The 23,404-nt window shown below is 45.5% G+C and carries 19 protein-coding genes; 12 read left to right on the top strand and 7 right to left on the bottom strand.

Annotated features, from left to right (window positions below; translation table 11 throughout):
• Window positions 1-97 precede the first annotated feature (97 nt).
• Entirely contained in the window at window positions 98-1,183 is a 1,086-nt protein-coding gene (locus JMX92_RS00535) for a 3-deoxy-7-phosphoheptulonate synthase (protein WP_110816415.1), read from the bottom strand.
• Between the two features lie 407 nt (window positions 1,184-1,590).
• On the opposite strand from JMX92_RS00535, the gene lpxB reads away from it, so the two are divergent.
• Together lpxB and JMX92_RS00525 are read left to right on the top strand one after the other, a co-directional pair.
• Window positions 1,591-2,898, top strand: coding sequence for a lipid-A-disaccharide synthase (gene lpxB, locus JMX92_RS00530; protein ID WP_110816416.1), 1,308 nt, complete (start codon window positions 1,591-1,593; stop codon window positions 2,896-2,898).
• A gap of 37 nt (window positions 2,899-2,935) precedes the next feature.
• Window positions 2,936-3,847, top strand: coding sequence for a ribonuclease HII (locus JMX92_RS00525; RefSeq protein ID WP_227675218.1), 912 nt, complete (start codon window positions 2,936-2,938; stop codon window positions 3,845-3,847).
• 63 nt (window positions 3,848-3,910) lie between these two features.
• Here JMX92_RS00525 and JMX92_RS00520 read toward each other — a convergent pair whose 3' ends face one another.
• From JMX92_RS00520 to JMX92_RS00505, 4 genes are all read right to left on the bottom strand, one after another.
• The gene (locus tag JMX92_RS00520; protein ID WP_227675217.1) at window positions 3,911-6,430 is read right to left on the bottom strand and encodes an esterase/lipase family protein; all 2,520 of its coding nucleotides are present in this window, start codon (window positions 6,428-6,430) and stop codon (window positions 3,911-3,913) included.
• Between the two features lie 278 nt (window positions 6,431-6,708).
• Window positions 6,709-7,629 carry a tetratricopeptide repeat protein gene (locus JMX92_RS00515; RefSeq protein WP_155586873.1) on the bottom strand — a complete coding sequence of 307 codons (921 nt, stop codon included), beginning with the start codon at window positions 7,627-7,629 and terminating at the stop codon, window positions 6,709-6,711.
• 152 nt (window positions 7,630-7,781) lie between these two features.
• Window positions 7,782-8,423: a 2-polyprenyl-3-methyl-6-methoxy-1,4-benzoquinone monooxygenase gene (gene coq7 / locus JMX92_RS00510; protein WP_011960196.1), complete on the bottom strand. Its 642-nt coding sequence runs from the start codon at window positions 8,421-8,423 to the stop codon at window positions 7,782-7,784.
• Between the two features lie 65 nt (window positions 8,424-8,488).
• The gene (locus tag JMX92_RS00505; protein WP_011960197.1) at window positions 8,489-9,787 is read right to left on the bottom strand and encodes a L,D-transpeptidase family protein; all 1,299 of its coding nucleotides are present in this window, start codon (window positions 9,785-9,787) and stop codon (window positions 8,489-8,491) included.
• A gap of 426 nt (window positions 9,788-10,213) precedes the next feature.
• Between JMX92_RS00505 and prmB the strand changes: the two genes are divergently transcribed.
• The 10 genes from prmB to JMX92_RS00455 all read left to right on the top strand — a co-directional run bounded on the left by prmB (window position 10,214) and on the right by JMX92_RS00455 (window position 20,301).
• On the top strand, window positions 10,214-11,398 hold the full coding sequence (gene prmB, locus JMX92_RS00500) for a 50S ribosomal protein L3 N(5)-glutamine methyltransferase (protein ID WP_011960198.1): 1,185 nt from the start codon (window positions 10,214-10,216) through the stop codon (window positions 11,396-11,398).
• 122 nt (window positions 11,399-11,520) lie between these two features.
• Window positions 11,521-12,624 carry a chorismate synthase gene (aroC, locus tag JMX92_RS00495; protein WP_155586872.1) on the top strand — a complete coding sequence of 368 codons (1,104 nt, stop codon included), beginning with the start codon at window positions 11,521-11,523 and terminating at the stop codon, window positions 12,622-12,624.
• A gap of 254 nt (window positions 12,625-12,878) precedes the next feature.
• Window positions 12,879-13,538 (top strand): nitroreductase, encoded by a 660-nt coding sequence (locus JMX92_RS00490; protein WP_413786846.1) that lies wholly within the window; start codon window positions 12,879-12,881, stop codon window positions 13,536-13,538.
• A gap of 72 nt (window positions 13,539-13,610) precedes the next feature.
• Entirely contained in the window at window positions 13,611-15,008 is a 1,398-nt protein-coding gene (locus JMX92_RS00485; RefSeq protein WP_201543274.1) for an NAD(P)H-dependent glycerol-3-phosphate dehydrogenase, read from the top strand.
• A gap of 9 nt (window positions 15,009-15,017) precedes the next feature.
• Entirely contained in the window at window positions 15,018-15,473 is a 456-nt protein-coding gene (gene sixA / locus JMX92_RS00480) for a phosphohistidine phosphatase SixA (RefSeq protein WP_011960202.1), read from the top strand.
• A gap of 62 nt (window positions 15,474-15,535) precedes the next feature.
• Window positions 15,536-16,072, top strand: coding sequence for a DUF4870 family protein (locus JMX92_RS00475; protein WP_011960203.1), 537 nt, complete (start codon window positions 15,536-15,538; stop codon window positions 16,070-16,072).
• Window positions 16,073-16,311: 239 nt separating this feature from the next.
• The gene (locus JMX92_RS00470; protein WP_011960204.1) at window positions 16,312-17,346 is read left to right on the top strand and encodes a quinone-dependent dihydroorotate dehydrogenase; all 1,035 of its coding nucleotides are present in this window, start codon (window positions 16,312-16,314) and stop codon (window positions 17,344-17,346) included.
• Window positions 17,347-17,391: 45 nt separating this feature from the next.
• Entirely contained in the window at window positions 17,392-17,943 is a 552-nt protein-coding gene (locus JMX92_RS00465; RefSeq protein ID WP_011960205.1) for a CvpA family protein, read from the top strand.
• A gap of 104 nt (window positions 17,944-18,047) precedes the next feature.
• Window positions 18,048-19,583, top strand: a complete 1,536-nt coding sequence (gene purF / locus JMX92_RS00460; protein WP_011960206.1) for an amidophosphoribosyltransferase — start codon at window positions 18,048-18,050, stop codon at window positions 19,581-19,583.
• A gap of 202 nt (window positions 19,584-19,785) precedes the next feature.
• Window positions 19,786-20,301: a RidA family protein gene (locus tag JMX92_RS00455; RefSeq protein WP_201543272.1), complete on the top strand. Its 516-nt coding sequence runs from the start codon at window positions 19,786-19,788 to the stop codon at window positions 20,299-20,301.
• Window positions 20,302-20,408: 107 nt separating this feature from the next.
• On the opposite strand, the gene JMX92_RS00450 is transcribed toward JMX92_RS00455, so the two are convergent.
• Both JMX92_RS00450 and JMX92_RS00445 read right to left on the bottom strand, forming a co-directional pair.
• Window positions 20,409-21,887 (bottom strand): anion permease, encoded by a 1,479-nt coding sequence (locus JMX92_RS00450; protein ID WP_201543270.1) that lies wholly within the window; start codon window positions 21,885-21,887, stop codon window positions 20,409-20,411.
• A 13-nt stretch (window positions 21,888-21,900) separates the two neighbouring features.
• Window positions 21,901-23,331, bottom strand: coding sequence for an MATE family efflux transporter (locus tag JMX92_RS00445; RefSeq protein WP_201543269.1), 1,431 nt, complete (start codon window positions 23,329-23,331; stop codon window positions 21,901-21,903).
• Window positions 23,332-23,404 lie beyond the last annotated feature (73 nt).

Genomic DNA, 23,404 nt, shown 5'->3' with positions numbered 1-23,404 from the left:
AGCAGCATCATACACGCTGTTATGTGTCATTTATCGTTATCTGCAAATAAAAACGCCTAACATCAAGTTAGGCGTTTTTTTTAATCTTAGTCTGCTGTTAGCGTGAAGGTAGGACCTCTTTAATGGTGTTACGCAGGTTGCGTAAAGAGGCAACCGTACTGTCCCAGTCCAAGCAGCCATCAGTGATAGACTTACCGTATTCAAGCTGACTTGGGTCGCTGGTGAGCTTTTGATTACCACCTTTTAAGTGACTTTCAATCATCAGGCCCATAATCGATTTATTACCATTTTTGATTTGCTCAGCCACGTTTTGGATAACCATGGGTTGTAAGTATGGGTCTTTACCTGAATTGGCATGGCTTGAGTCAATCATAATCTTGACCATAGCATTGCCTTTTTCAAGCTCGTTCTCAGCCTGTTCAACCGAGGACTGGTCATAGTTAGGTTTGCCATTACCGCCGCGCAGTACCACGTGCGCGTAAGGGTTACCTTTTGACTTAATGATACACACTTGGCCATCGCTGGATAGGCCTAAGAAGTTGTGACCAGATTTTACAGCGTTCATGGCATTGACAGCGACTGTCATACCGCCATCGGTACCGTTTTTGAAGCCCACAGGACATGATAAGCCTGAGCTCATTTCACGGTGAGTTTGACTCTCTGTGGTGCGCGCACCAATGGCCGACCAACTGATTAAGTCTTGCATATACTGCGGGGTGTTGGGGTCTAACGCTTCTGTGGCACAAGGTAGCCCTTTTTCATTTAAGTCTAATAACAGCTTGCGTGCCATACGCAGACCTTTTTCGATATCAAAGCTGTCATTCATGTCAGGGTCATTAATTAGGCCTTTCCAGCCCACAGTGGTGCGCGGTTTTTCAAAATAAACACGCATCACAATATAGATGCTGTCTTTTAACTCATCGGCCAGCTTCACCAGCTTATCTGCATACTCATGAGCCGCTTTGACATCATGAATAGAGCAGGGACCCACAACAACTAACAGGCGTTTGTCAGTACCATCAAGGATATTTTGGATGGTGGTACGGCCGGTAAGTACAGTGTTATAGGCGGCTTCTGATAAAGGATACTCAGCTTTAAGACTGGCGGGTGTAATTAGCGGGATAAACTGTTCAATATTCACGTCGTCAATGTCTGCTGTGTGGGTAGTCGATGTTGTGGTCATAATCGGTTTGCCTAGTTTAGAGTATTGTTAAAATAGTTGCTAAATTAATTATTGGTATAACGTTACAAGAATAACGGTTTGAATGTGAAATATGACTTAACAAATATAAATCAAAGGGCTTAATTGGAATAAATAAGTTTGCTCTACCGTCTTACTGTAGCACAAAGCTCAGATGGGCAGTAAGCTGTGGATATTTATCACAAATTAAGGCAACACCTATTTATCGTCTTAACTTTATTATGGGGGGTTAATTCAAGATTGACAAGTGCTAAGCGTGGCTAATTGCTTTATATGAGGAATAGGTAAGACAAAAATTTGTTATACTGGTGCCTATATTTACACAGGGGCGCTGCTGGGTTTGTCCCTGATTATTTCTAGGTCCATTTGATAAAAAAGTAGAGTTTGCCATGCTAGCAAGTGCTGCAAGTCAGCCCCTCTCAACATCCTCTTTTGACGCATCACTAAGTAAGCCTCTGGTGATTGGTATTGTGGCTGGTGAGGCTTCAGGAGACAGCTTGGGCGCAGATTTTATGGCGCAGATGAATAACCTATATGACAATGTAGTCTGGGTAGGTGTGGGCGGACCAAAAATGAAGGCGCAAGGTCTGCAGTCGCTTTTTCCATTAGAGCGCTTGGCGGTGATGGGCCTGGTGGAGGTGTTGTCACAGCTGCCTGATTTGCTCAAAGCGCGTAAAGAGTTGGTTCAGGCATTTGCTCACGCCAATATTGATTGGTTTATTGGTATTGATGCGCCAGATTTTAACCTACGTGTGGCCAAAAAGCTCAAGCCCAAAGGTATATTTTGTGTGCAATACGTCAGCCCCTCAATTTGGGCTTGGCGTGAGTCTCGTATTGAGTCCATCAAGCAAGCCACGCATTTGGTGCTGTGTCTATTTCCTTTTGAGCTTGAGGTATATCAGCGTCACAATCATCCGGCCATCTGTGTGGGTCATCCGCTGCTGCATAATCTGCCCAGAGAGCTGGTGGAGATTTCGACACTTGAGCAGCGCCGAGAGTTGGTGTGGAATAACTCTGAGCTGCACAGCTTTTTTGCTGAGCGTAAAGAGGATATCAGTCTTATGATTTGCCTGATGCCAGGCTCTCGGCGCTCTGAGATTAATGCCATTTTGCCGTTAATGTTAGATGCTGTGGCCCGCTTATTAATGGTCGATGAGCACTTATGCTTTGTGATACCGACCGTCGATAAAAACCATCAATATATCGTGCAAGATTTAATCGATCGTCAAGACGAGTCGCTACGGGCAGCAGTGGCTGTGGCCTATGATGAAAGTCAGACTAAGGCTGATTTTAGTCAGTCTATCATGGCTATGTGCGACATGATTGTGCTGGCTTCTGGTACGGCTACCTTAGAGGCTATGCTGCTTAACCGTCCGATGGTGGTGGTGTATCAAATGAAAAAACTCACCTATGCCATTGCCAGTCGTTTGGTCAAGGTGCCTTATGTGTCCCTGCCCAATATTTTGGCCGGTGAGCAAATTGTGCCTGAGCTTATTCAGGATCAAGCGACAGGAGACAGTATTTGCCGTGCAGTAACCCGCCTGATGCGTACCAGAGTCTATGATGAGCAGCTTAATCGCTTAGCACAGACCACCGCTTGGCTGAAGCAACAAAGCAGTCAAACCCCAGTGTCAGCAGTCATCAACACCTGGCATGATTATCAAAATCAGCGGTTAAATGGTCAGCCATTATCGTAGCGGACAAAAAATTAATTCATAAAAAGATGTTGTGGTTATGATGGTAATTGAACAAAGTATTTATTCTTCCTCGCAAAGCACAGGTACGGCCCAAGCCAACTTAGAGCTGCCTTTATCATCACCGCTTCATTTAAGCGGGCGGATAAATACCAAGGCGTTATTTAGCCCAGACAATCAGAGTCAATCTGGTGGGTTTGAGTTTGAAATAGGGGTAGATGAGGTCGGTCGTGGCCCTTTATACGGTAGTGTGGTAGTGGCAGCAGCGATATTGCCAAAAGCTTGGTCTGGGGAGACTGAGGTAGGCTTACTACAAGACACACCGCTTGCGATATTGACCGATTCCAAAAAACTGACTGAGCGTAAGCGAGAAAAGCTATTTGAACCGGTAAAGCAGCATGCTTTGGCTTATCTGATCGTAGAAGTGCCTGCTGGCGTCATTGATGAGATTAATATCCTGCAAGCCACTATACTAGGGATGCGCGTAGCTTGTGAGCAGCTGATGGTTGAGATTACCAAAGTGTGGCGTGATGCATCTGAATTGCCGACTGCACCCTCAACACCACTCGGGTTTAAATTGCTGATTGATGGCAATAAAGTACCTGATTTGGATGAGGTGCGATTGGCAACACATGGTATTTGCTTAGCAGATATGACGGTCACACAGCCAGCAGGTATGGTCAAGGTCTGCGCTGAAGCTTGGGTCAAAGGCGATGCACGACATAACGCCATTGCCGCGGCCAGTGTCTTAGCCAAAGTGTACCGCGACAGACAGCTCATTGCAGATGGGGCTCGATATCCAGGCTATGGCTTAGAGGGGCATAAAGGCTATCCTACGAAAGCGCATGTTGAAGCCATTGCTCGCTTGGGTGTATTGCCTGAGCACAGACGTAGCTTTAAGCCGGTACAACAGGCTATTGAGGGCACATTAGCGGACACACACTATAGCTGATACGCTTAAGGTAGAGCAGGTTTCGGTGCGCCGCTGGTAACAATGAGTCAGCTACAGTTGTGGCTAATTTTGCTGTCGCTGCTGCGGCGGATGCTGGCGTAAATGCTGATGCAATATCTTACGTAAGGTGAGCACCGCCTCTGGGGTCTCTTGGATACTATGACCTCCGCTAATAATGGTCTCGCTGGCGGCCCCTTCTAAATGCGAGCTGCTATAAGGCACGATGCCATCAGAGGAAGCCGTGGATAGCGTCTGCGAGATATTGCTCTTTATATCCTCTAGTGCTTTGGCCTTGTCAGGATCTAAGGACGCTTTGTTGGCCTCCATTTCGTTGAGGTTCACACCGGCCTTAAGCGCTTGAGCCTCATCGTTATTTGATAAGGATGTGGTTGGCGTTGAGGCGATATTGAGCTTTAATAAGCCGTTATACAAGTCTGAGTCTCTATTGGCAATAATCGAATGATAAGTGATATTGTCGGCAATAGGTAAGTCAGCGGTGAGCTGCATAAATGAGGACTTATCACTTAACTGACTGGCCCCATTTTCAAAGTATAAGGCGCCTAAAGGATTGGCCGCCAATTCCCCTTCAGTAGCAATGCTGGCAAGGTTGCCACGAATGGTTTGAGCAAAACCAATAGGCAACTGAACCACACGGCGCAGTAGCTGAGTAAACCAGCGATCAGCGAAGTCAGTCCCTCTAAAGGGTGCAGAAATAAATACCGCCGTATCCACGCTTTGTAATTGGTGTAAATGTAGTCTGTTTTTAACCTTTGATTTATCGAATTGATCCTCTAATAGTTTGTTTAAACGCAGATTGTTTTGCTGGGTATTTAGCGTATTAAATTTTTCTTCCAGATTTTCATTAGAGACCAACATGCGGCCAATAACCCCGCCCATGCTGTGACCTATAAGCACACTATTATGGCTAGCAGGATGAACCCCTTCTGGGTCATTCATATGATAGGTAGTCTCAATCAGTTGTTGAATACGATAGCGATTCTCCAAGATAGGGATATTGGTGGGATAAAATATCTGCCATACCTGATAATTGTCGCGTAGCTTGGTGTCATTTGAGATATCGTTGGTGATACTGACCCAAGTTTCAGGGCTTGAGGCCAGACCATGTAACATGATAATTACCCGCTTATTGGGGTCATAAGGCTCTAACATGAACAGCTGCGGTAACGTTAGGGTTTGCTGTTTAGATAGCAGGCTAAAGTAGCCAACGTTGTTTAGACGGTTCTCTGATAGCCAGATACCGTAGCTTGCTGAAAAGTTGGCCGCCAGATAATACGGCTCCCCCAAGATATCCACACTTTTGACATGATGTGGGTTATACATTTTTATATCAAAATGTTGGCTGTTTAACACCTCATCTAAGGTATTGCCGGCGGGTAAAATCATACCGGTTAACAAAAGATTGCCGGTTAAATGGATGCGGTCTAATGGATCCTCAGAGTTTAAGGTTTTGTTATCAGACTTAATCAGATTGGTCACTGACGTGTTTAAGCGATCATCAAATAAAGTGACATAGCTAATCCCAAAGCCTTCGCGCTCACTGATGGTGTTGAGCCCCGAAAAGCTTAGGTCATGGCTGGCATACAATTTATCTATGCTTTTGTTATAGCGGGTGGTGTTTTGTAAATACTCAGGCTCATTAGGCAGATATAAGTCGATAGAGGTCTCTACTGAATTTAAGTCTTTACTGAGCTGTTTGGTTGAATCTGTCTGTTGTGTGTGCTTCAAATCCTGATTGTCAGTATCGGTATTAAGGTCTTGCTCAATGGGCGGGAAGGTGAAGTTTAAGACTTTAATTTGATCGCCATATTTAATGCCATTGGCATATTGAGCACCCGTATTCATAGACAATTTAGCATCATCAATTAAATCAGAGCTAATAAAAGACGTCATTTTAGCGATTTGCTGGCTGTGATCTTTGTTGGAATACAGCTGTTTTATAAGGGCGTCTGAGGCCGCCTCATAGACATCTTGAGTTTGAATGTCTAAATTGGAGGGTAGGTTATTGGGTTTTACCGCCATGTTAGCAGTATTAGCGGCTTCAGGATTTAGCTGATTATAGAATAAATAGGCATAGCTGTACTTTATCGCGCTTAATAAGTTATTGCGATAGTCAGTATTGCACTGTCTTAAGTAGCTTATTCTTTGTTGTTCTTGCTCAGGGGTATTTGGTGCATTGGCATAATAAGTATCAATAGGTGGTCGTAAAATCTTCTCAACACAGTCCTCTAATGCCGAAATCTCTTTGGCTTTGGCCAGGTATAGCTCAGCATATAGCGCTAGGGCTTCTTTAGAGTCTTTGTTGAATAAGCCGGCATCAATCTTTTGTAGACACTCATCAAACTTTGGTAAGCATTCTCTAGCCGGCACACCTATAGAGACCAAGACCGAAGCGCTCTTACTGCTTAAAGCGTTTGTGGTGACCACATTACTGCGCTTTTTTACAATGGTCTGACTGGAGTTTTTTTTGTCAACAGATACGGTGCTACATCCTACTGCTGTCAATAGACCGGCGGTTAAGGCTAAGTTTAGAGTTAATCGTGCCACAATAAATTTTTTTTGCATAAAAAAAGCCATCAGCGGTAAGGGTGAGAATAAAAGTTAAAAACAGATAAAGAGGATTAACAGTAAATGGCCAAAGCCAATCGGTTAACCATGTTGCAAAAAATTAGCTAAAAGATAAGTGGATAAAAAAACCACTTCTATCTTGTAGGCAGATAGAGTTTGAGTCAAGTACTGTTAATGACTGAGTTTAACTTATTATCAGGTGGGTAAAATGACAGCTAAAAATAAAGCCACATAACGTGGCTTTATTGCTTAATGATTAAAAAACTTAGCACCGCTTATTGCTTACCTGATAAGTCCCAGATGTAGTATTTGCCATCTTCAACAATCTGAATTTGTTTGGCAATGGTGGCATCATCAGGATGTTTTTGCTGCAGGGTCTTTAAACGAGAAAGTGCCGCAGGGCGGTTGTCATTTAATAAGTCAGCTTGCGCCAAGCTTTGCTCAGCTTCCTTGTAGCTTTGAGAAGCTGCTTTCATTAGGTATTTTTTACCCTCTTTAAAGCCGCCACCCTCTGATAGCATCATGCCATAAATAAAGTTGGCTTCAGCGCTATCTGGCTGTCTGTCAATCGCTTTGGCAATAAAAGTACTGCCGCGCACTGCGTAGTCTGAGCCGAGATCTAGGTTACGACCCATACCATTTAATTTGGCCGCTCTTAGCAGTACTTCATAAGAGGCATCTTGGTCTTCGGCAAAAGGACGGATCCACTGCTCAAGCTCTTTTAGCTTCTCTTTGGCATAGTAGCGGTCTGAGTTGGTTTTAAATGTTGGCGGATAGTGACGTGCACTGGGGCTGATTTCTGCAATAAAATCATCTAGTAAACTGACATCTAATTGATCAGCTTGGTTGTTGCGTAACTTAGGAATAAGCACTGTAGGTACGTAGCTGACCGCAGAGACATTAACAGTTGGGGTAGGAATACCTGCTAAGCGAGTTTTGGTAATGTCAGTGGCACTTAGTAGGGGATCGTTTTGCAGTTCACTGGCACTATATTTGACACGATGTACTGTCTCTGAGCTCTGTTCGGCTGCTGCCGCGGCATCCATCGGTGTGGTATCGCTATTGGTATCCACAGTAGCGGCCGGGGTGTTGGTGGCGGCGTTGCTGCTAGAGGTAGGTAGTGCTTGACAGCCTGTTGCGGCCAGTCCAAGTAAAATCACACTCGAAAGAAGTTTTGTAGATACCTGCTTAGTCATTATTAGGTCCTTGTTTTTATGATAAAACTCAATGAAATGAAAGGGGTACAGCTTAATTAGGCTGCATAAAAGAGACGTTTAGCCCATAACCATAACAATTTTTTATGCGCCATTAAAGTGAGCAGATGTAACCGTAGTTAAAGCTTAGCGGCTTATAAATGATAGGCTAGATTTTTCATGCGGTTGGCCATCCAGCGCATGGAAATACGAACCGGCGCTGATAACGCCTTGCCGCCATGATTTAATGCCGCCTCACGGTGCTCAAGCTCTTCAATATTCATTTGGGCTAAAATCTCTTTGCTGCGGGTGTCTTGCTCCGGCAACTGATCAATATGGTCTTGCAGATGCTCACTGACCTGTGCTTCTGTTTCGGCCACGAAGCCTAGGCTAAACTCATCTGATATGATGCCGGCAATGGCGCCTAGGCCAAAAGACAGGCCATACCAAACGGGCGTAAAGACGCTGGGATGACTGCCCAGCTCATCTAAGCGGGTCTCGCACCAGACCAAATGATCAATCTCTTCATCAGCGGAGTGCTGCATGGCTTGTTTGACCAAATCATCTTTTGCAGTAAAGGCTTGGCCATGGTATAGACCTTGGGCACATACTTCGCCGGTATGGTTGATGCGCATAAGTCCCGCCACATGGCGAGACTCAGTGATAGACAGTTGGGGCAGGGCATCAGAGCTAACAGGAAGCGGGCGTGCGGTTTGATTTGAGTGTGGAATAATGGCGCGCAGACTGCTGTCAAATCCCACAATAGCACGGTCGATAATACTCAAGTTTTTTGCCATAAAGCCCTCTGTATCCTGTTAGTTATCAATAAGATAGGCGGTGAATATCACCCCATCTATCTAGCCTATTTAAGCTCTACACTAGCGCCATTTTCGATGTTGGCATATACCTCTAATACGTCCCAGTTGGTCAGACGCACACAGCCTGCTGAAGCTTGGCGACTGATGCCTTCAGGTACGGGAGAACCGTGGATACCATAAGAGGGTTTTGATAAACCCATCCAGACCACGCCTACTGGATTATTGGGCCCTGGTGGCAACATAAATACTTGTTTTTTATCACCATTTTTCACAGTTGATTTATACCAAGGCATTTTTACCTTGTTAACAATTTTAAAGGTACCAGTCGGTGAAGGGGTGCTGGTGCTGCCCACAGTGGTGGGATAAGTGGCGACCAATTGATTGCCATTATAGGCATAAAGGGTCTTGTCAGCTTTGTTGGCAATCACGCGGTTAATCTTAGCTTTTAACGGGTCACCCACGTTAATGACAGTAATGGTTTCACCTTCAACAAAGCGCTTGCCCTTGTTTAATTTTTCAAGATAACGTACGTCCATATGGAAGCGCTCACCAAGCATCTCTTTGATATCTTGGTAGTACAAACCTTTCATTTTTGATTTGGCTTCAGAGCCTGAAGGCGTTGGCGCTAAAGGTGTATTAGCGTCTTCCTTGGTCAAGGTGTATTGCACCAATACCGGCTGTTTTGGATTGATTTTTTTTGTCAACTCGTTCCAAGTGGCGGTATCCATTTTGCCTGTACTTGGCAGGCCGCGCATGGTTTGGAAGTTGGCCAACGCCTTCGTGCTGTTCATACCCCAGCCACCATCAATCGGACCGGGTGAGGCATGGTTCCAGTCTAATAATGCTTGCATTTTGACCGACATCGCCGTGTTTTTGCGCATGTTAGGGGTCCATACCGCTTCGTTCACTGCCCGTGCATAATTAGATAGGTTCGTGGTTTTGTAGATTTTACCATCTTTATTTTCGATGCTCTTAATCGAGCTGTCATCTTTGTTCGGTGCAGCAAGCTCCACGGCTTCACCGTCACTTTCATCCTCTGAGACTTGTTCAGCGATTTCGCTGTTAACTTGTGCTTGTACTGCTTTATCTTCTGCGTCGTCGCTGTCTAGATCAGGGTCTGGCATTGCCGTACTTTGAGCATTCGCCATAGATTTGGCGGCAGCCGCTTTTTGGTTGCTCTCAGAGGTATTAATAAGCTGTTGTAGCTTGTCGACAGGCTTAGGCTGGGTTTGCACCGCCATCGCGCTGCTGCTTAGTGCCATTAACGCGGCAGTAACCGCAGTTACCAAAGATTTTGGCGCAAAAAACGTGCTGCGGGGAGTTGGTTTTAAAGACATAGTCATACAGGTATTCACAATTAATAAAGAGGTGCTGCTATTATGCGATGAAAAAGGGTAACTGGCAAATGTTTACCACAAATTCTAAAGTAACAGTAACAATTGTGCGAGTTAAGCGGACAGCTATAAGCTAATTGGGTGAACCCGTCTTAGATTATAGAGCAGCAGAGCCCCTTTTATCAGATTATCAGAGCAATGTTGGTTATAATAGAGCAAAATTGCTGGACAGGTATGCAAACAAAACTGAAATTTTTGAACGATTTCATATAGAATGTTTTATCAGTCCGATTTTTTCATTCAAATCTTTTAACTTAGCGCTTTAAGCTGATCGCTGAAAACTCAAAATAGCCTTTGGCTAATGAGAGTTGAAAGCTGAGCAGTTTAACAACAAGCTACGTGGGTAATTAAATAACCGTGGGTAATTAAATAATTATGTCAACAGATAATACTCAGCAAGACAATGTACAGAGCCAGGCCTTGGATTTAAGCAACTTAGATGCCGAAGCTTTATTGGCCCAGATTCAAGGCGCAAACAGTGGTGATCTAGAAGAGGATACATTGGCGCTAGATGGTCAATTTGACACCTTAATCGCTGACTGTGATGAGGCAGTGATTGCGCTTTATACCATCCGTGACTTTATTCGTTTTTGTGTTACTCAGCTGCGTAACTATGATGTGGTTGTGGCCCAAGGTACCAATGATGTGTTTGCTGAAGCGGCGGCAATTGTATTGCACACTTTATCGTTAGATTGGTCTGCCGATGAGCAGATTTTAGATTGCCGTCTTACTGCCTCTGAAAAAGCGGAGGTATTGGCCTTGTTGCAATCTCGTATTATAAATCGTCAGCCGCTAAGCTACTTGGTCAACCTAGCTTATTTTTGTGACTTACCTTTTTATGTCGATGAGCGTGTGCTTATCCCAAGATCACCAATAGCTGAGCTGATTCGCCAGCAGTTTTATCCTTATTTTGAAACCAACGAAATGGCTCAGCCGCTTGGGGCTGATTCTACCCCTGACTTGCCGTCATTTTATCTGCATGGCTTAGAGAACAAGCAGCTGTATCAACCTGAGCGTATCTTAGATTTGTGTACCGGCTCTGGCTGTATTGCGATTGCGCTGGCTAGCCGCTTTAGAGATGCGCTAGTGGACGCCGCTGATATTGATAATTCAGCGCTTGAGGTAGCCGCAGTGAACGTTGAGCACCATGGTATGGAGCATCAGCTTAATCTTATTGAGTCTGACTTGTTTGAGAAGATTCCTGCCGAAAATCAGTATGAGCTTATCGTAACCAATCCCCCTTATGTCGATGCTGCCGCCATGGCTGAGCTGCCCCCTGAGTTCATCCACGAGCCTGAGCATGCGTTAGCGGCTGGTCAAGACGGGCTGGATTTGGTGCACAAAATATTAAATGAGGCAGCCGATTATCTGTCTCCTGAAGGCCTGTTAGTGTGTGAAGTGGGGGATAGTGATTGGGCGCTGCGCCAAGCCTACCCAGAGATTCAGTTTAACTGGTTGAGCTTTGCTCGCGGCGGTAGTGGTGTTTTTGCCATTGACCGTGAGGAATTAATCACTTATCGTCATCTGTTTGAGGCTCAAGTGGCTCAGCTAAATTCATAATTGATTTAAGCCACATAAACCGTTTAAATAGAGCTCATCGTTGAGTGTGAGCGCAAATTAAGCCAATAAACACCCCGATAATTGATACCATAACTGATACGATAAATAAGATTGAGCATGATATGGCAGGAAATAGTATTGGACAAGCATTTAAGGTAACCACGTGCGGTGAGTCACACGGGGCAGGACTGATGGCCATCGTTGATGGGGTACCGCCTGGATTGCCATTAACCAGTGAGGACTTGCAGTTAGACTTAGATCGCCGCAAACCCGGCACCTCTAAATTTGCCACCCAGCGCCGTGAGCCTGATGAGGTAGAGATTATCTCGGGTGTGTTTGAGGGTAAAACCACGGGCACCTCTATTGGTCTATTGATTCGCAATACCAACCAAAAATCAAAAGACTATAGCGATATCAAGGATACCTTCCGCCCCGGCCATGCCGATTATACTTATAGTATGAAATATGGCTTTCGTGACTATCGCGGTGGCGGTCGCTCCTCAGCGCGTGAGACAGCGATGCGGGTAGCGGCAGGTGCCATTGCCAAGAAGTACCTAAAGCAGCGCTTAGGTATCGAAATTCATGGTCACGTGGTATTGATGGGCAATGAGGCGGCCGCTGTAACAGACCCGAATCAGATTGATTGGCAGTTTGTGAACAGTAACCCGTTTTTTTGTGCAGACCCTGACGCTCTGCCTCGCTTTGAGGCGTTGATTGAACGCCTGCGCAAAGAAGGCACCAGCTGCGGTGCGAAACTTGAAGTGATTGCTTCAGGCGTGCCTGTGGGTCTGGGTGAGCCGGTATTTGATCGCTTAGATGCCGATATTGCCCATGCCATGATGAGCATTAATGCGGTAAAAGGCGTGGAGATTGGTGATGGCATGCGTGTGGCTGAGCAGTTTGGTCATATTGCCCGCGATGAGTTAACGCCCGATGGCTTTACCGCCAATCATTCAGGCGGTATCTTAGGGGGCATCTCATCAGGCCAGGATATTAAAGTGAGTATTGCTTTAAAGCCCACATCCAGTATCACCACCCCAGGTAAGAGTATTGACCAGCAAGGTCAGCCAGTGGATATGCTTACCAAAGGTCGTCATGACCCCTGTGTTGGCGTAAGGGCCACGCCCATTGCTGAAGCGATGCTGGCCATTGTGCTGCTCGATCATTATTTGCGTCATCGAGGCCAAAATGCTGATGTCACCCAACCGGTGGCTCCTATTGCTTAAGCGCTACAGGTAATAGGTATCCGCAGCAGATAGGTGGGAGGTGATGGGCCAAAAACTTGGTCTTATCATCTCCTATTTTTTTGGCTTAGCCTTGAGTAAACAAAGCGCGGCTTGTGTCCATGTGAAACTTGGTATGACCTTTGCTACATGATGGCAGGCGAGCTTTAGTAGCAGTTTGGTAATAAACATTGTAATACAAGCATAAAATGCCAATATATAAAGGGATAGGATATAAAAAATCAGAGGATATTATGATGAATAACACCCTGCAGGACGAGTTTGAAACCAGCGATCAACGGGCGGATGCGACGCAAATACAGTCGACTAAGGTGAGTGATGAGCAAGTTATCAACTGGATTAAATCTCGCCGCAGTATTGGCAATTTAAGTATTCCTGCACCCACGAAGCGGCAGCTTGAGGCCGCCATTGAATGTGCCATGAGCGCCCCAGATCATAAGAAGCTACAGCCTTGGCGCTTTACCGTTACTCAAGGGCAGGCAAGACATGAGTTAGGCCGAGCCTTATTGGCAGCAGCACAGGCTAAAGCTTTGCGTGAGGGCAGTGAGCTTGATGAACGTAGCGCAGAGAAAACCTTAAAAATGCCGCTGCGGGCGCCCGTTATTATCACGGTAGTGACACGGATGAGATATCATGAAAAAGTGCCTGCCTTTGAGCAGCTATTAAGTAGTGGCGCCGCTGTACAAAATCTTATCTTGGCACTGCAAGCTCAAGGCTTTAGCACGGTTTGGCGTACGGGGCCTTTGGCCAATGAGCCTGCCGTAAAAAGCTACTTTAATGTGGGTGCAGAAGATTATATAACCGCCTTTGTCTATGTGGGCAGCAGCCACTGTGCCATGCCTGCCCGCGGTGACATTGATACCCAAGGCTTTGTGACTTATCAAAACGGATTATAACGGTAGCTTGGCTACTGCATAGATTTTTTATTGTTTATAACTTGATACTTTTATTATTTTAGCGAGAAAGCCATGTCAGATAATACCCAAAAACAACCAGATGCAGACGCCCAAGAGCATCAAAAATTGAAAAAGTCGGTAACGCCCGATGGCTCAGATAGCCATCAGAACGACCAGAACAATCAGAACAACCAGCCAGACACGGCTCAAGCCGAGCGCCAAAACGAGCAAACGGGTGCTGAAATCAAAGCTGAAAAGCCGGTCTTTAATGCTGGTTTATTAAGCAGCTTATTTGAAAAAGCCACTAAAGTAAGTAAGGCTAAGCGCACCACCCAAACCTTAGATCCTACTGTGGTAGAGGAGACGGTGATGCACAATATGGCCAAGCCTCAAGGCACTAAGTCGCCACATACGCTGCGCTTGGCCTTTTTGGGTGGCGGCAGCTTTGGTACCGCTATGTCAAACTTGGCGGCACGTAATGGCTGTGATTCAACGCTTTGGGTACGCAACAAACGCACAGTTAAGTCGCTACAAAAAAACCGTGTTAATAAAAAGTATTTACCCGGCTATATTTTGGATGAGCGCTTAAAGTATGAGCATGATTTAAAGGCGGCGGTACAAGACAAAGACATTATCTTTGTGGCGGTACCGAGCTCTGCTTTTAGAGAGACTTTAAGGAAGATTCGTCCTTACTTAAGTGGTCAGTCGGTGGTTTCGTTGACCAAGGGTATGGAGAAAGACACCTTTAGCTTAATGAGTGACATCATCAGCCAGGAGCTGCCGGAGGTGAATTTTGGGGTAATGTCAGGGCCTAACTTGGCGGTTGAGATTATGCAAAACATGCCTTCAGCCTCTGTGATAGCCAGTGACTCTGAGCCTTTGCGCCATGCTGTACAGTCAGCGCTGCACAGTGCGTTTTTTAGAGTATTCGCCTCAGATGATATTAAAGGGGTTGAGCTTGGCGGCGCATTAAAGAATATTTATGCCATCGCCATGGGTATGGCGGCCTCCTACAATGTAGGTGAGAACACCAAGGCCATGCTATTAACAAGAGGTCTGGCAGAGATGAGCCGCTTTGGGGTGGCATCCGGTGCCAATCCTCTGACTTTCTTGGGTCTAGCTGGGGTGGGCGACTTATACGCCACTTGTAGCTCGGAGCTAAGCCGCAACTATCGTATTGGTAACATGCTCGGCAATGGCATGAGCTTGGAGGCTGCCATTAAGAAGCTGGGTCAAACTGCTGAAGGGGTGAACACCATTCAGCAAGTGCATGAAAAAGCCACTAAGCTTGGGATTTATATGCCCATCACTCATGCGCTGTATGCGGTTATCTTTGAGGATCAAGCGGCATTGGGTGTGGCACTAAATCTGATGGAATCAGGATTTAGAAGTGATGTGGAGTTTGTGATGCCGCATGAGTACAGCAATGAGAGCTTAAATGCCCAAATGAATGCCACGTCAAAAAAATAAGGAGGCCCTATGCAGGTTATTTTCATGCGCCACGGTGAAGCGCAGAACTATAATGATAATGACGCCGAGCGGCAACTAACTCAACTTGGCCAACAACAAGCGGCCGAAACCGCACAGCATCTGTTAAGTCAGTATCAGCCAGATGCCTTTGTGGTCAGCCCCTATGTTAGAGCGCAGCAGACCTTAGAGGCGCTGCGTCAATTTGCACCTGAGATACCGGTCATCGTACAGCCCAACATTACTCCAGGCGATGACCCGCTACAGGCACTGCACAGCTTAATGGATGTCGATGGTGAGTGTGTGGTGGTGGTGTGTCATATGCCGATTGTGGCAAAGATGGCTGCACAGCTGACCGCAGATGAGCCTGAGCCATTTAGTCTTGCAGAAGCTCGAATATTTGAAACTGTATTTATTGCGCCAAACATGGGCCATGAGATAGGGCGTTATGTGCCTAAGCAGTATTAGCAGCTTTATGGCTTAGCTAATTTTTTGCTGGCTGAAAAAACAACTTTAAAAAGGGGGCAATAATGGACCCGAAGCATTCTGATAATAATAGTGGCAAACCCACATTAGATAAGCCAAATCTTGATAGGCCAGTCTTTGACTCAACTACTGAGTTTGGGCATTCAAACTTGGTGCGTCAACCCATAGGTGCGCCTGATATATTAAGCCATGAGCAGCAAGAGTCTTTGATTCGTTATAACCACATCACCTACTTATTATATGCGCTTAGCTTTTTTACAGCGGGCTTGATGTGGATAGTGCCTATTGTTATGAATTATGCCCGCCGCCAGCAGGCTGACGGAACTTGGCTTGCCACACATTTTGATTGGCAAATTAAGACCTTTTGGTACAGTATTATCTTAGGCATCCTAGGCATTATCATAGGTGTGATTGGCTTAGGCGGATTGGGGATAGGTGTGTTTGCCGATAGCTCAAATGTGGCCTTAGGCTCAACTGCTCTTACTGTGGTCGGCGGCATTATATTTTTGTTTTCAATCATTTGGCACATCTACCGTATTGTCAAAGGCTGGATAGCCTTAAGTGATAAGCGGCCTATTTAGTAAGTGGCCATAATAAACGTGCCAAATCTCACAGTGACATCAATCACTTAGCTGTATTTTAGCGGTTATTTTAGTGGTTATTTTAGTTGTGACTAATCGATGATTTGGCTTACGTATGCTGTTATAATCAATACCTCTTGAGTAGAACACAACTTATCTTGAGTAAACCCATAATTGATCGAATGTGCTTGATTGCCATCTTCTAAATTTACTTATTTCATAACAGGTTACCTAGCGTTATGTCCTACGCCTTACTACGCCCTTTCTTATTTAATTTAGATCCTGAACATGCTCATGAGCTTACGCTGCAACTGTTAGAAAAAGCGCACAAAGCTCGAGCGCTTGGTTTTATCTATTCTCAGCAGTCTTTGCCGACTGAATGTATGGGTTTGCAGTTTTCAAACCCTGTGGGATTGGCAGCCGGCTTAGATAAAAATGGTCAATATATTGATGCGTTGGCTGAGCTTGGTTTTGGCTTTATCGAAGTGGGTACTGTGACGCCAAGACCGCAGCAAGGTAATGAAAAACCGCGCTTATTTAGAATCAAAGAGGCCGATGCGATTATCAACCGTATGGGCTTTAATAATCTAGGGGTGGATCGCTTAATCCAGAACGTTCAGCGTGCAAAATACAAAGGCAATATCGGCATAAATATTGGAAAAAATGCAGTGACGCCGGTTGAAAATGCCGCCGATGACTACATATATTGCTTAGACCGCGTATATCCTCATGCCTCTTATATTACGGTCAATATCTCCTCTCCAAACACCAAAAATCTACGTGACTTGCAAAGTGGTGAGGCCTTAACTGAGCTGCTAGACAGCATAAAAAACCGTCATAGTCAGCTGGCAACAGAGTATGGGTTTTATGTGCCCATGGTGCTAAAAGTAGCACCAGACTTAACCCCTGAGCAGGTCGATTATATTGCCAACCAGCTTATTGAATTTGATATTGATGGCTTGATTGCTACCAATACTACGTTAAGTAGAACAGGGGTAGAGGACTTGCCGTTTGGTGATGAGGCAGGTGGACTCTCAGGTCGCCCTGTGGGACATCTAAGTACCCAGATTATCGAACAGTTTTATGAGCGACTAGAGGGTAAGGTGCCTATTATTGGGGTTGGCGGTATTGATAGTGGAGATAAAGCGGTACGTAAGTTAAACGCTGGCGCTACCATGATACAGCTGTACAGCGGTATGATTTATCAAGGGCCAAAACTGGTGCAGCAGTGTGTCGAAGCCATTACCAGTCATCGTGATGCCATGATGCTTTAGTAAGCCATCAATTGATAAAACAACTAAAGTAGGCGTGGAGAGAGTATGGGGTTTTTAGACATTGTTATTGCCATTATGGTGCTGGCAGGGTTGTGGCGAGGCTTTAGCGCAGGTTTTATTCGTAGTGCCATCTCGCTGGTAGGCTGGTTTATTGCCCTATTAGCTGCAACGCGCTTGGCCGATGACGTGGCGCCTTATTTGGCCAATGTTGTCAGCTCCCCCGTATTACAGATGGGCGCAGGCTTTTTGGCCGTGGTACTTATCGTAATGCTGGTGATTCAGATACTCACCATGCTGGTGTCTGGTATTGTCAAAAGCCTAAAGCTTGGTTTTATTGACCAGCTGGCCGGCGGGGTACTGGGTGCTTTTAAAAACCTACTTGTGGTGCTGGTGATGCTTAGTGTATCAGCGCCGGTACTGGTCAATACGGCCATGTGGCAGTCCTCTGTGCTTGCGCCAGAGCTACTGCCTTATGCCCCTTTTGCCAAAGAATTTGCTACCAAAGTGTTGGGTGAGGCATGGCAACAAATTGATGTGCCTGACTCGAAAAGCAATGATCCCTCTGCTGTTGATTCAAACTCAATGGAGCAGCAGTAAGTGGGTTGATAACCAAAAGCTGAGTGTTTTCAGCGATGAAGTGTAGTTTAGCCACCACTAAATGAATCTTTTAACCAGTAAAGACTATTTTAAAAGGATAGAGTATGTGTGGAGTTGTAGGTGTTGCAGCACATGAACCAGTCAACCAGATGTTGTATGACGCATTAACTGTACTTCAACACCGTGGGCAAGATGCCGCTGGTATCGTGACCATGAAAGATGGACGCTTTTTTCTGCGTAAAGACAATGGTATGGTGCGTGATGTGTTTATGACACGTCATATGTTGCGACTTGTGGGTGAGTTTGGTGTGGGTCATGTCAGATACCCAACAGCAGGCACTTCAAGTAGTGCAGAGGCGCAACCTTTTTATGTAAACTCTCCTTATGGCATTACACTTGCACATAATGGTAACTTGACCAATGCAGAAACCTTGGCAAAAGAGCTGTATCAAGATGACCTACGTCATCTAAATACCAACTCTGACTCAGAGGTATTATTAAACGTATTGGCGCATGAAATTCAGGCATTAGGTAAAACTCAGCCTACACCCGATGACATTTTTGATGCGATCAGCTCAATGTATAAGCGTATCGAAGGCGCTTATGCTGTAGTGGCGCTAATTACTGGTCAAGGCCTGATTGCTTTTAGAGACCCTAATGGTATTCGTCCACTGATTTACGGCGAGCGTGAAGCTGCTGATGGCCGCATCGAATACATGGTAGCTTCAGAGTCAGTGGCTCTGACTGGATCAGGATTCAAAGTGGTTCGTGATATCAAGCCTGGTGAAGCCATCTTTATTGACCTTGATAATAAGATGCACACCCGTCAATGTACGGAGCAAAAAGAGTACACCCCTTGTATGTTTGAGTATGTATATTTTGCGCGTCCAGATTCTATTATGGACAACATCTCAGTATACAAAGCGCGTCTGCGTATGGGTGAGAAGTTGGCTCAGAAGATTTTGGATGAGTGGGGCAATGAGCACGATATTGACGTGGTTATTCCTATCCCAGATACATCACGTACCTCAGCGATGGAGCTGGCGCTTAAGCTTAATGTGAAGTACCGCGAAGGCTTTATGAAAAACCGCTATATCGGCCGCACCTTTATTATGCCCGGTCAGCAGCAGCGCAAAAAATCGGTGCGCCAAAAGCTAAATGCAGTACCGCTTGAATTTAAAAATAAAAATGTCTTATTGGTCGATGACTCTATCGTACGTGGTACGACCTGTCATGAGATTATCCAAATGGCGCGTGATGCCGGTGCCAATAAGGTGTTTTTTGCCAGCGCCGCGCCACCGGTTAAATTCCCGAATGTCTATGGCATTGATATGCCAGTACGTCATGAGCTGATTGCATCAGGTCATACGGTAGAAGAGGTTCGTGACATTATCGGTGCTGACCGTTTGATTTTCCAAGACCTAGATGACTTGATTGAAGCGGTACAAGATACTAAGCACAGCAAAGTAGAAGGTTTTGATTGTGCGGTATTCGATGGTAAATACATCACAGGTACCATTACCCCTGAGTATTTAGACTACCTGCAAGAGCAGCGCAACGATCAGGCCAAAAGCAAGGCAGGGGGAGTGGAAGTCATTGCAGATACGCCAGTGGACATGACTGGGGTACAAGAAAACTAAGCGAGGCGTTTAAGATCATTATCATCTGATAATATAAAGCAGATTGATGTTAACTAAAAAATTGCCCGCCAAGCTCACCATTAGTTTGTTATGATAAAAGCACTGCATAATTTATGCGGTGCTTTTTTTATGCCCATAATAGACCACAGTTTCTTTATTTGACCTTTAACTAATAACAAACTAAAAATAAAATAGGACGGTTATGTTTCAGATATCTTTAAATAAAATCGCGATTGGCTCGCTGCTGAGTATCACTCTGTTAGCCCAAGCCATGACGGTACAAGCTGCCACTCAGGGCGTCAACCCCAGCCAAAACTCTCATCCACCCACACCCAAAGTGAATATCGTTAGCAAAACAGCGCCTATTTTTTATGGTTCACAAGGCGCTTATCCTTTTTCTAAGGCGGTTCGGGCAGGCAATACTTTATATCTATCAGGCGAACTGGGTATGAAAGACAATAAACTGGTATCAGGCGGTATTAAAGCGCAGACCGCTCAGGCCTTAGACAATATCAATCAAACCCTGTTAAGCTACGGTTACCAAAGCTCGGACTTGGTCAAATGTATGGTGATGCTCACTGATATTAAAGATTTTGATGCGTTTAATGACGTGTATCAAAGCAAGCTAAGTAAACCATATCCGGTACGCTCAGCCTTTGCCGTTAAAGACTTGGCACTAGGTGCTAAAGTTGAAATAGAGTGCATGGCCGTTAAATAGCCAGCTTAGGTTGGGCTAGTATGGATCATAAAAAAGACGCCCTGATACAAGGCGTCTTTTGGTGTTCTGGCGTTGGACAATATAACGGCTGCGCAATAACACAGGGGCTAGTAATAACCGAGTACTTTCCACCAGATTAGACCAGAGCCAATCCAAACCACTAAGTTCACCACACTCATGATAGCGCCGACTGTCCACCACTCTTTTAAGGTGGTATAGCCTGAGTTAAAGATTACCGGAGCGGTACCGGTAGCATAGTGGGTGAGCGTCATCATGATGTTACCCGCGGCTGCTAATATGAGTGCATACAGCATAGAGGGCGCGCCTAGGCTTAAGCCGACTGCATAAAAAGCGGCGAACATGGCGGTCACGTGTGCGGTAGTACTGGCAAAGAAATAGTGCATGTACAAATAGACCAAGGTCAAAATTGCCACAGCACCAACCCAGCCCACACCTGTTAGAGCAATGGCTGATTCGATATTGGATGAAAACCAACTGATTAAACCTAGTTTATTAAGATAATCAGCCATCATGACCAGCGCGCCAAACCATACGATGGTGTCCCACGCCGATTTTTCTTTTAGCACATCCTCCCAAGTCAATACGCCAGCCATAATCAGCACAGACAAGCCTAAAAATGCTGTGGCTGTGGCATCTACACTAAACTGATCACCGAAGATAAGCGCAGGAATATTGGCCCAAAGCAGTAGCATTAGGGCAAACACCGCCAGCATAATTTTTTCTTGACGGGTGACGGAGCCAAGCTTGGCTAGGTTTTCTCTTGCATAGTTTTTGGCGTCAGGAGTCTCTTTAATCTCTGGCGGATACACCAGATAAATCACCAGCGGCATAATCAAGATACACAGTAGCCCCGGCACAAACATCGCCAGTGCCCAAGTGGTCCAAGACAGATGAATGTCGCTGCCTGTTGCCTTGTTGACTAAGTCGACGACTAAAGGGTTGGGCGCCGTGGCAGTAATAAACATACCAGAGGTAATGGGGTTGGCATGATAATTGACCATCGCCAGATAACGCCCCATCTTATTTTGGGTACCCTCTTCAGGCGTGGAGTGAAAGCTTAGCGCGATAGAGCGCATAATAGGATGAATAATCCCGCCACCTCGGGCTGTGTTTGAGGGCGTAATAGGCGCAATCATCAGCTCCGCTGCCGCTAATGAATAACCAATACCTAAGGTTTTTTTGCCAAAGATAGAGATGAAGTAATAGGCAATTCTTGAGCCAAGCCCTGTTTTAATCAGGCCACGTGATATCATGACCGCGATACCGATGAGCCAAATTAAGGGGCTTGAGAAGCTTGATAAGGCATCTTGCATAGCCGCTTTAGGCGTCTCAGCTGTCACGCCGGTTAAGGCCACTAAGGTAATACCGATAATGGCCAAAGCACCAATGGGTAAAGCCTTACCGATAATAGCCACGATGGTTGCCACGAACAAGGCTAATAAATGCCAAGCATTGTCGGTGACACCTTCAGGGGTGGGAATCACGAACCAAATAATAAGTCCTACCGCTATTGCTATTAGAGTAGGCCAAAGCTTAAAGGGAAATTTTTCAGGAGCTTCTGACATAAATATTCCTAAGTTAGTTTTTATTATAAATTAATACATCTTGGTTGCGCCATAAGACAATAGCGGCCACCACAAAGCGAGAAGCTAATAAACAATAAACCCCAAACCAGATGACCAGCATGGCATGCTCAGACCCATAAAGTGCGTACACTATATAGGTTAAAGGAAAGAAGATAGCCGACACGATAATGGCCACTTGACGGATTTTTGATCCTGCAGTTAAGCCAAACATGATGCCATCTAGCCAATAAGCACCAGCGCCCATTAATGGTAGTAACGTGGCCACATAACGATACTCTATGGCCAAGTCATATACCGCTGGCAAGTCGGTCATTAGGCTTAAAAAATAAGGCAAAACAAACGCCCAAATGATGCTTAACGATAAGGCCAATAGAAATGTAATGACACCAGTACGCTTGAGTGCAGTGATAAACTGATCACGACCCTTACGCGCCGCCGCCTGTCCTGATAAGCTCTCAGCTGCCACAGCAACCCCATCTAACGCAAAAGCGGAGATACTAAGTACTTGTAGCAGCAGTGCATTAGTGGCCATCACCAAGTCGCCTTGCTGAGCCGATAGACGAGTGATCCAAGCAAAACTTAAGGTAAGCAAAATGGTGCGGATAAAAATGTCTTTGTTCAAAGAAAACAAGCTGAGCATTTTATCAGCGGCATAAATTTGTTTGAGCCTAAGCATTAAGTGTTGGGGCGAGGGTGACACCAAAGCTTTGTGGGGCGAGGCAGCGGTACTCATACTTGCCAAGCTTATACTTGCCAAGCTTTTTTTGGCCAAAATAAGGGCGGTGACACAGCCGGATGCATAGCCGATGACTGTGCCCAAAGCCACGCCTTCAAGACCCATATCAAACAGATACACAAAGCTTAAAGTGAGCACAATATTAATGATAGAAATAAGCAGCTGCACCATCATCATTTGATTGGTTCGGCCTTGTCCGGCAAACCAACCAATAAAAGCGTAGTTCATCAGCTCAAACACAAGGCCATAGTAGCGTACGCTTAAGTAGGTATGAGCAGCTGCACTGCTGTTTGGCTGTGCACCGAGTAAGTCAAGGCCCAGACTCAAGATATAGGGTCGACATACCCACAGTAGCGCCGCCAATATCAGCGCAAGACCCAAGGAGCGGTACAAGATATCAGCCAGCTCATTGGGCGTAGCTAATCCGCTGGCTTGTCGACCTAAAGCTTGAGCGGCAAGACCAGATGACGCATATTGCAAAAAATTAAAGCTGACTAAGATAAGTAGCCACAGCTGTGAGGCAATGCCTAAGCCGGCCAAATTATAAGAGCTTGGAAAATGGCCCACCACACCCACATCAATAGCGCCTTGTAGTGGCATTGCAAGATTAGCAATCAGTACAGGGGCGGCAATAGCAATGATATGACGATAACTAAGATTGAGGGGAGCGGCTGAGTCTTGAGTCATAAAAACCTTAACTTTTTGATCAAATATGAAAGCAAATACAACATGGCCGAATATCAATTGCTGCATAAAAAAA

Source organism: Psychrobacter sp. H7-1 (assembly GCF_904846585.1).
GTDB lineage: Bacteria > Pseudomonadota > Gammaproteobacteria > Pseudomonadales > Moraxellaceae > Psychrobacter > Psychrobacter raelei.
The sequence above is the reverse complement of the archived record's forward strand: the minus strand, read 5'-3'. Positions and strand labels throughout refer to the sequence as shown.

Coding starts and splice junctions, on each gene's coding strand:
- JMX92_RS00485 (WP_201543274.1), top strand. CDS start 13,611: ATGTCAGATAATACCCAAAAACAACCAGATGCAGACGCCCAAGAGCAT.
- JMX92_RS00465 (WP_011960205.1), top strand. CDS start 17,392: ATGGGGTTTTTAGACATTGTTATTGCCATTATGGTGCTGGCAGGGTTG.
- JMX92_RS00525 (WP_227675218.1), top strand. CDS start 2,936: ATGATGGTAATTGAACAAAGTATTTATTCTTCCTCGCAAAGCACAGGT.
- JMX92_RS00535 (WP_110816415.1), bottom strand. CDS start 1,183: ATGACCACAACATCGACTACCCACACAGCAGACATTGACGACGTGAAT.
- lpxB (WP_110816416.1), top strand. CDS start 1,591: ATGCTAGCAAGTGCTGCAAGTCAGCCCCTCTCAACATCCTCTTTTGAC.
- coq7 (WP_011960196.1), bottom strand. CDS start 8,423: ATGGCAAAAAACTTGAGTATTATCGACCGTGCTATTGTGGGATTTGAC.
- JMX92_RS00475 (WP_011960203.1), top strand. CDS start 15,536: ATGGACCCGAAGCATTCTGATAATAATAGTGGCAAACCCACATTAGAT.
- JMX92_RS00445 (WP_201543269.1), bottom strand. CDS start 23,331: ATGACTCAAGACTCAGCCGCTCCCCTCAATCTTAGTTATCGTCATATC.
- purF (WP_011960206.1), top strand. CDS start 18,048: ATGTGTGGAGTTGTAGGTGTTGCAGCACATGAACCAGTCAACCAGATG.
- sixA (WP_011960202.1), top strand. CDS start 15,018: ATGCAGGTTATTTTCATGCGCCACGGTGAAGCGCAGAACTATAATGAT.
- prmB (WP_011960198.1), top strand. CDS start 10,214: ATGTCAACAGATAATACTCAGCAAGACAATGTACAGAGCCAGGCCTTG.
- aroC (WP_155586872.1), top strand. CDS start 11,521: ATGGCAGGAAATAGTATTGGACAAGCATTTAAGGTAACCACGTGCGGT.
- JMX92_RS00455 (WP_201543272.1), top strand. CDS start 19,786: ATGTTTCAGATATCTTTAAATAAAATCGCGATTGGCTCGCTGCTGAGT.
- JMX92_RS00470 (WP_011960204.1), top strand. CDS start 16,312: ATGTCCTACGCCTTACTACGCCCTTTCTTATTTAATTTAGATCCTGAA.
- JMX92_RS00505 (WP_011960197.1), bottom strand. CDS start 9,787: ATGACTATGTCTTTAAAACCAACTCCCCGCAGCACGTTTTTTGCGCCA.
- JMX92_RS00515 (WP_155586873.1), bottom strand. CDS start 7,629: ATGACTAAGCAGGTATCTACAAAACTTCTTTCGAGTGTGATTTTACTT.
- JMX92_RS00520 (WP_227675217.1), bottom strand. CDS start 6,430: ATGCAAAAAAAATTTATTGTGGCACGATTAACTCTAAACTTAGCCTTA.
- JMX92_RS00450 (WP_201543270.1), bottom strand. CDS start 21,887: ATGTCAGAAGCTCCTGAAAAATTTCCCTTTAAGCTTTGGCCTACTCTA.
- JMX92_RS00490 (WP_413786846.1), top strand. CDS start 12,879: ATGAATAACACCCTGCAGGACGAGTTTGAAACCAGCGATCAACGGGCG.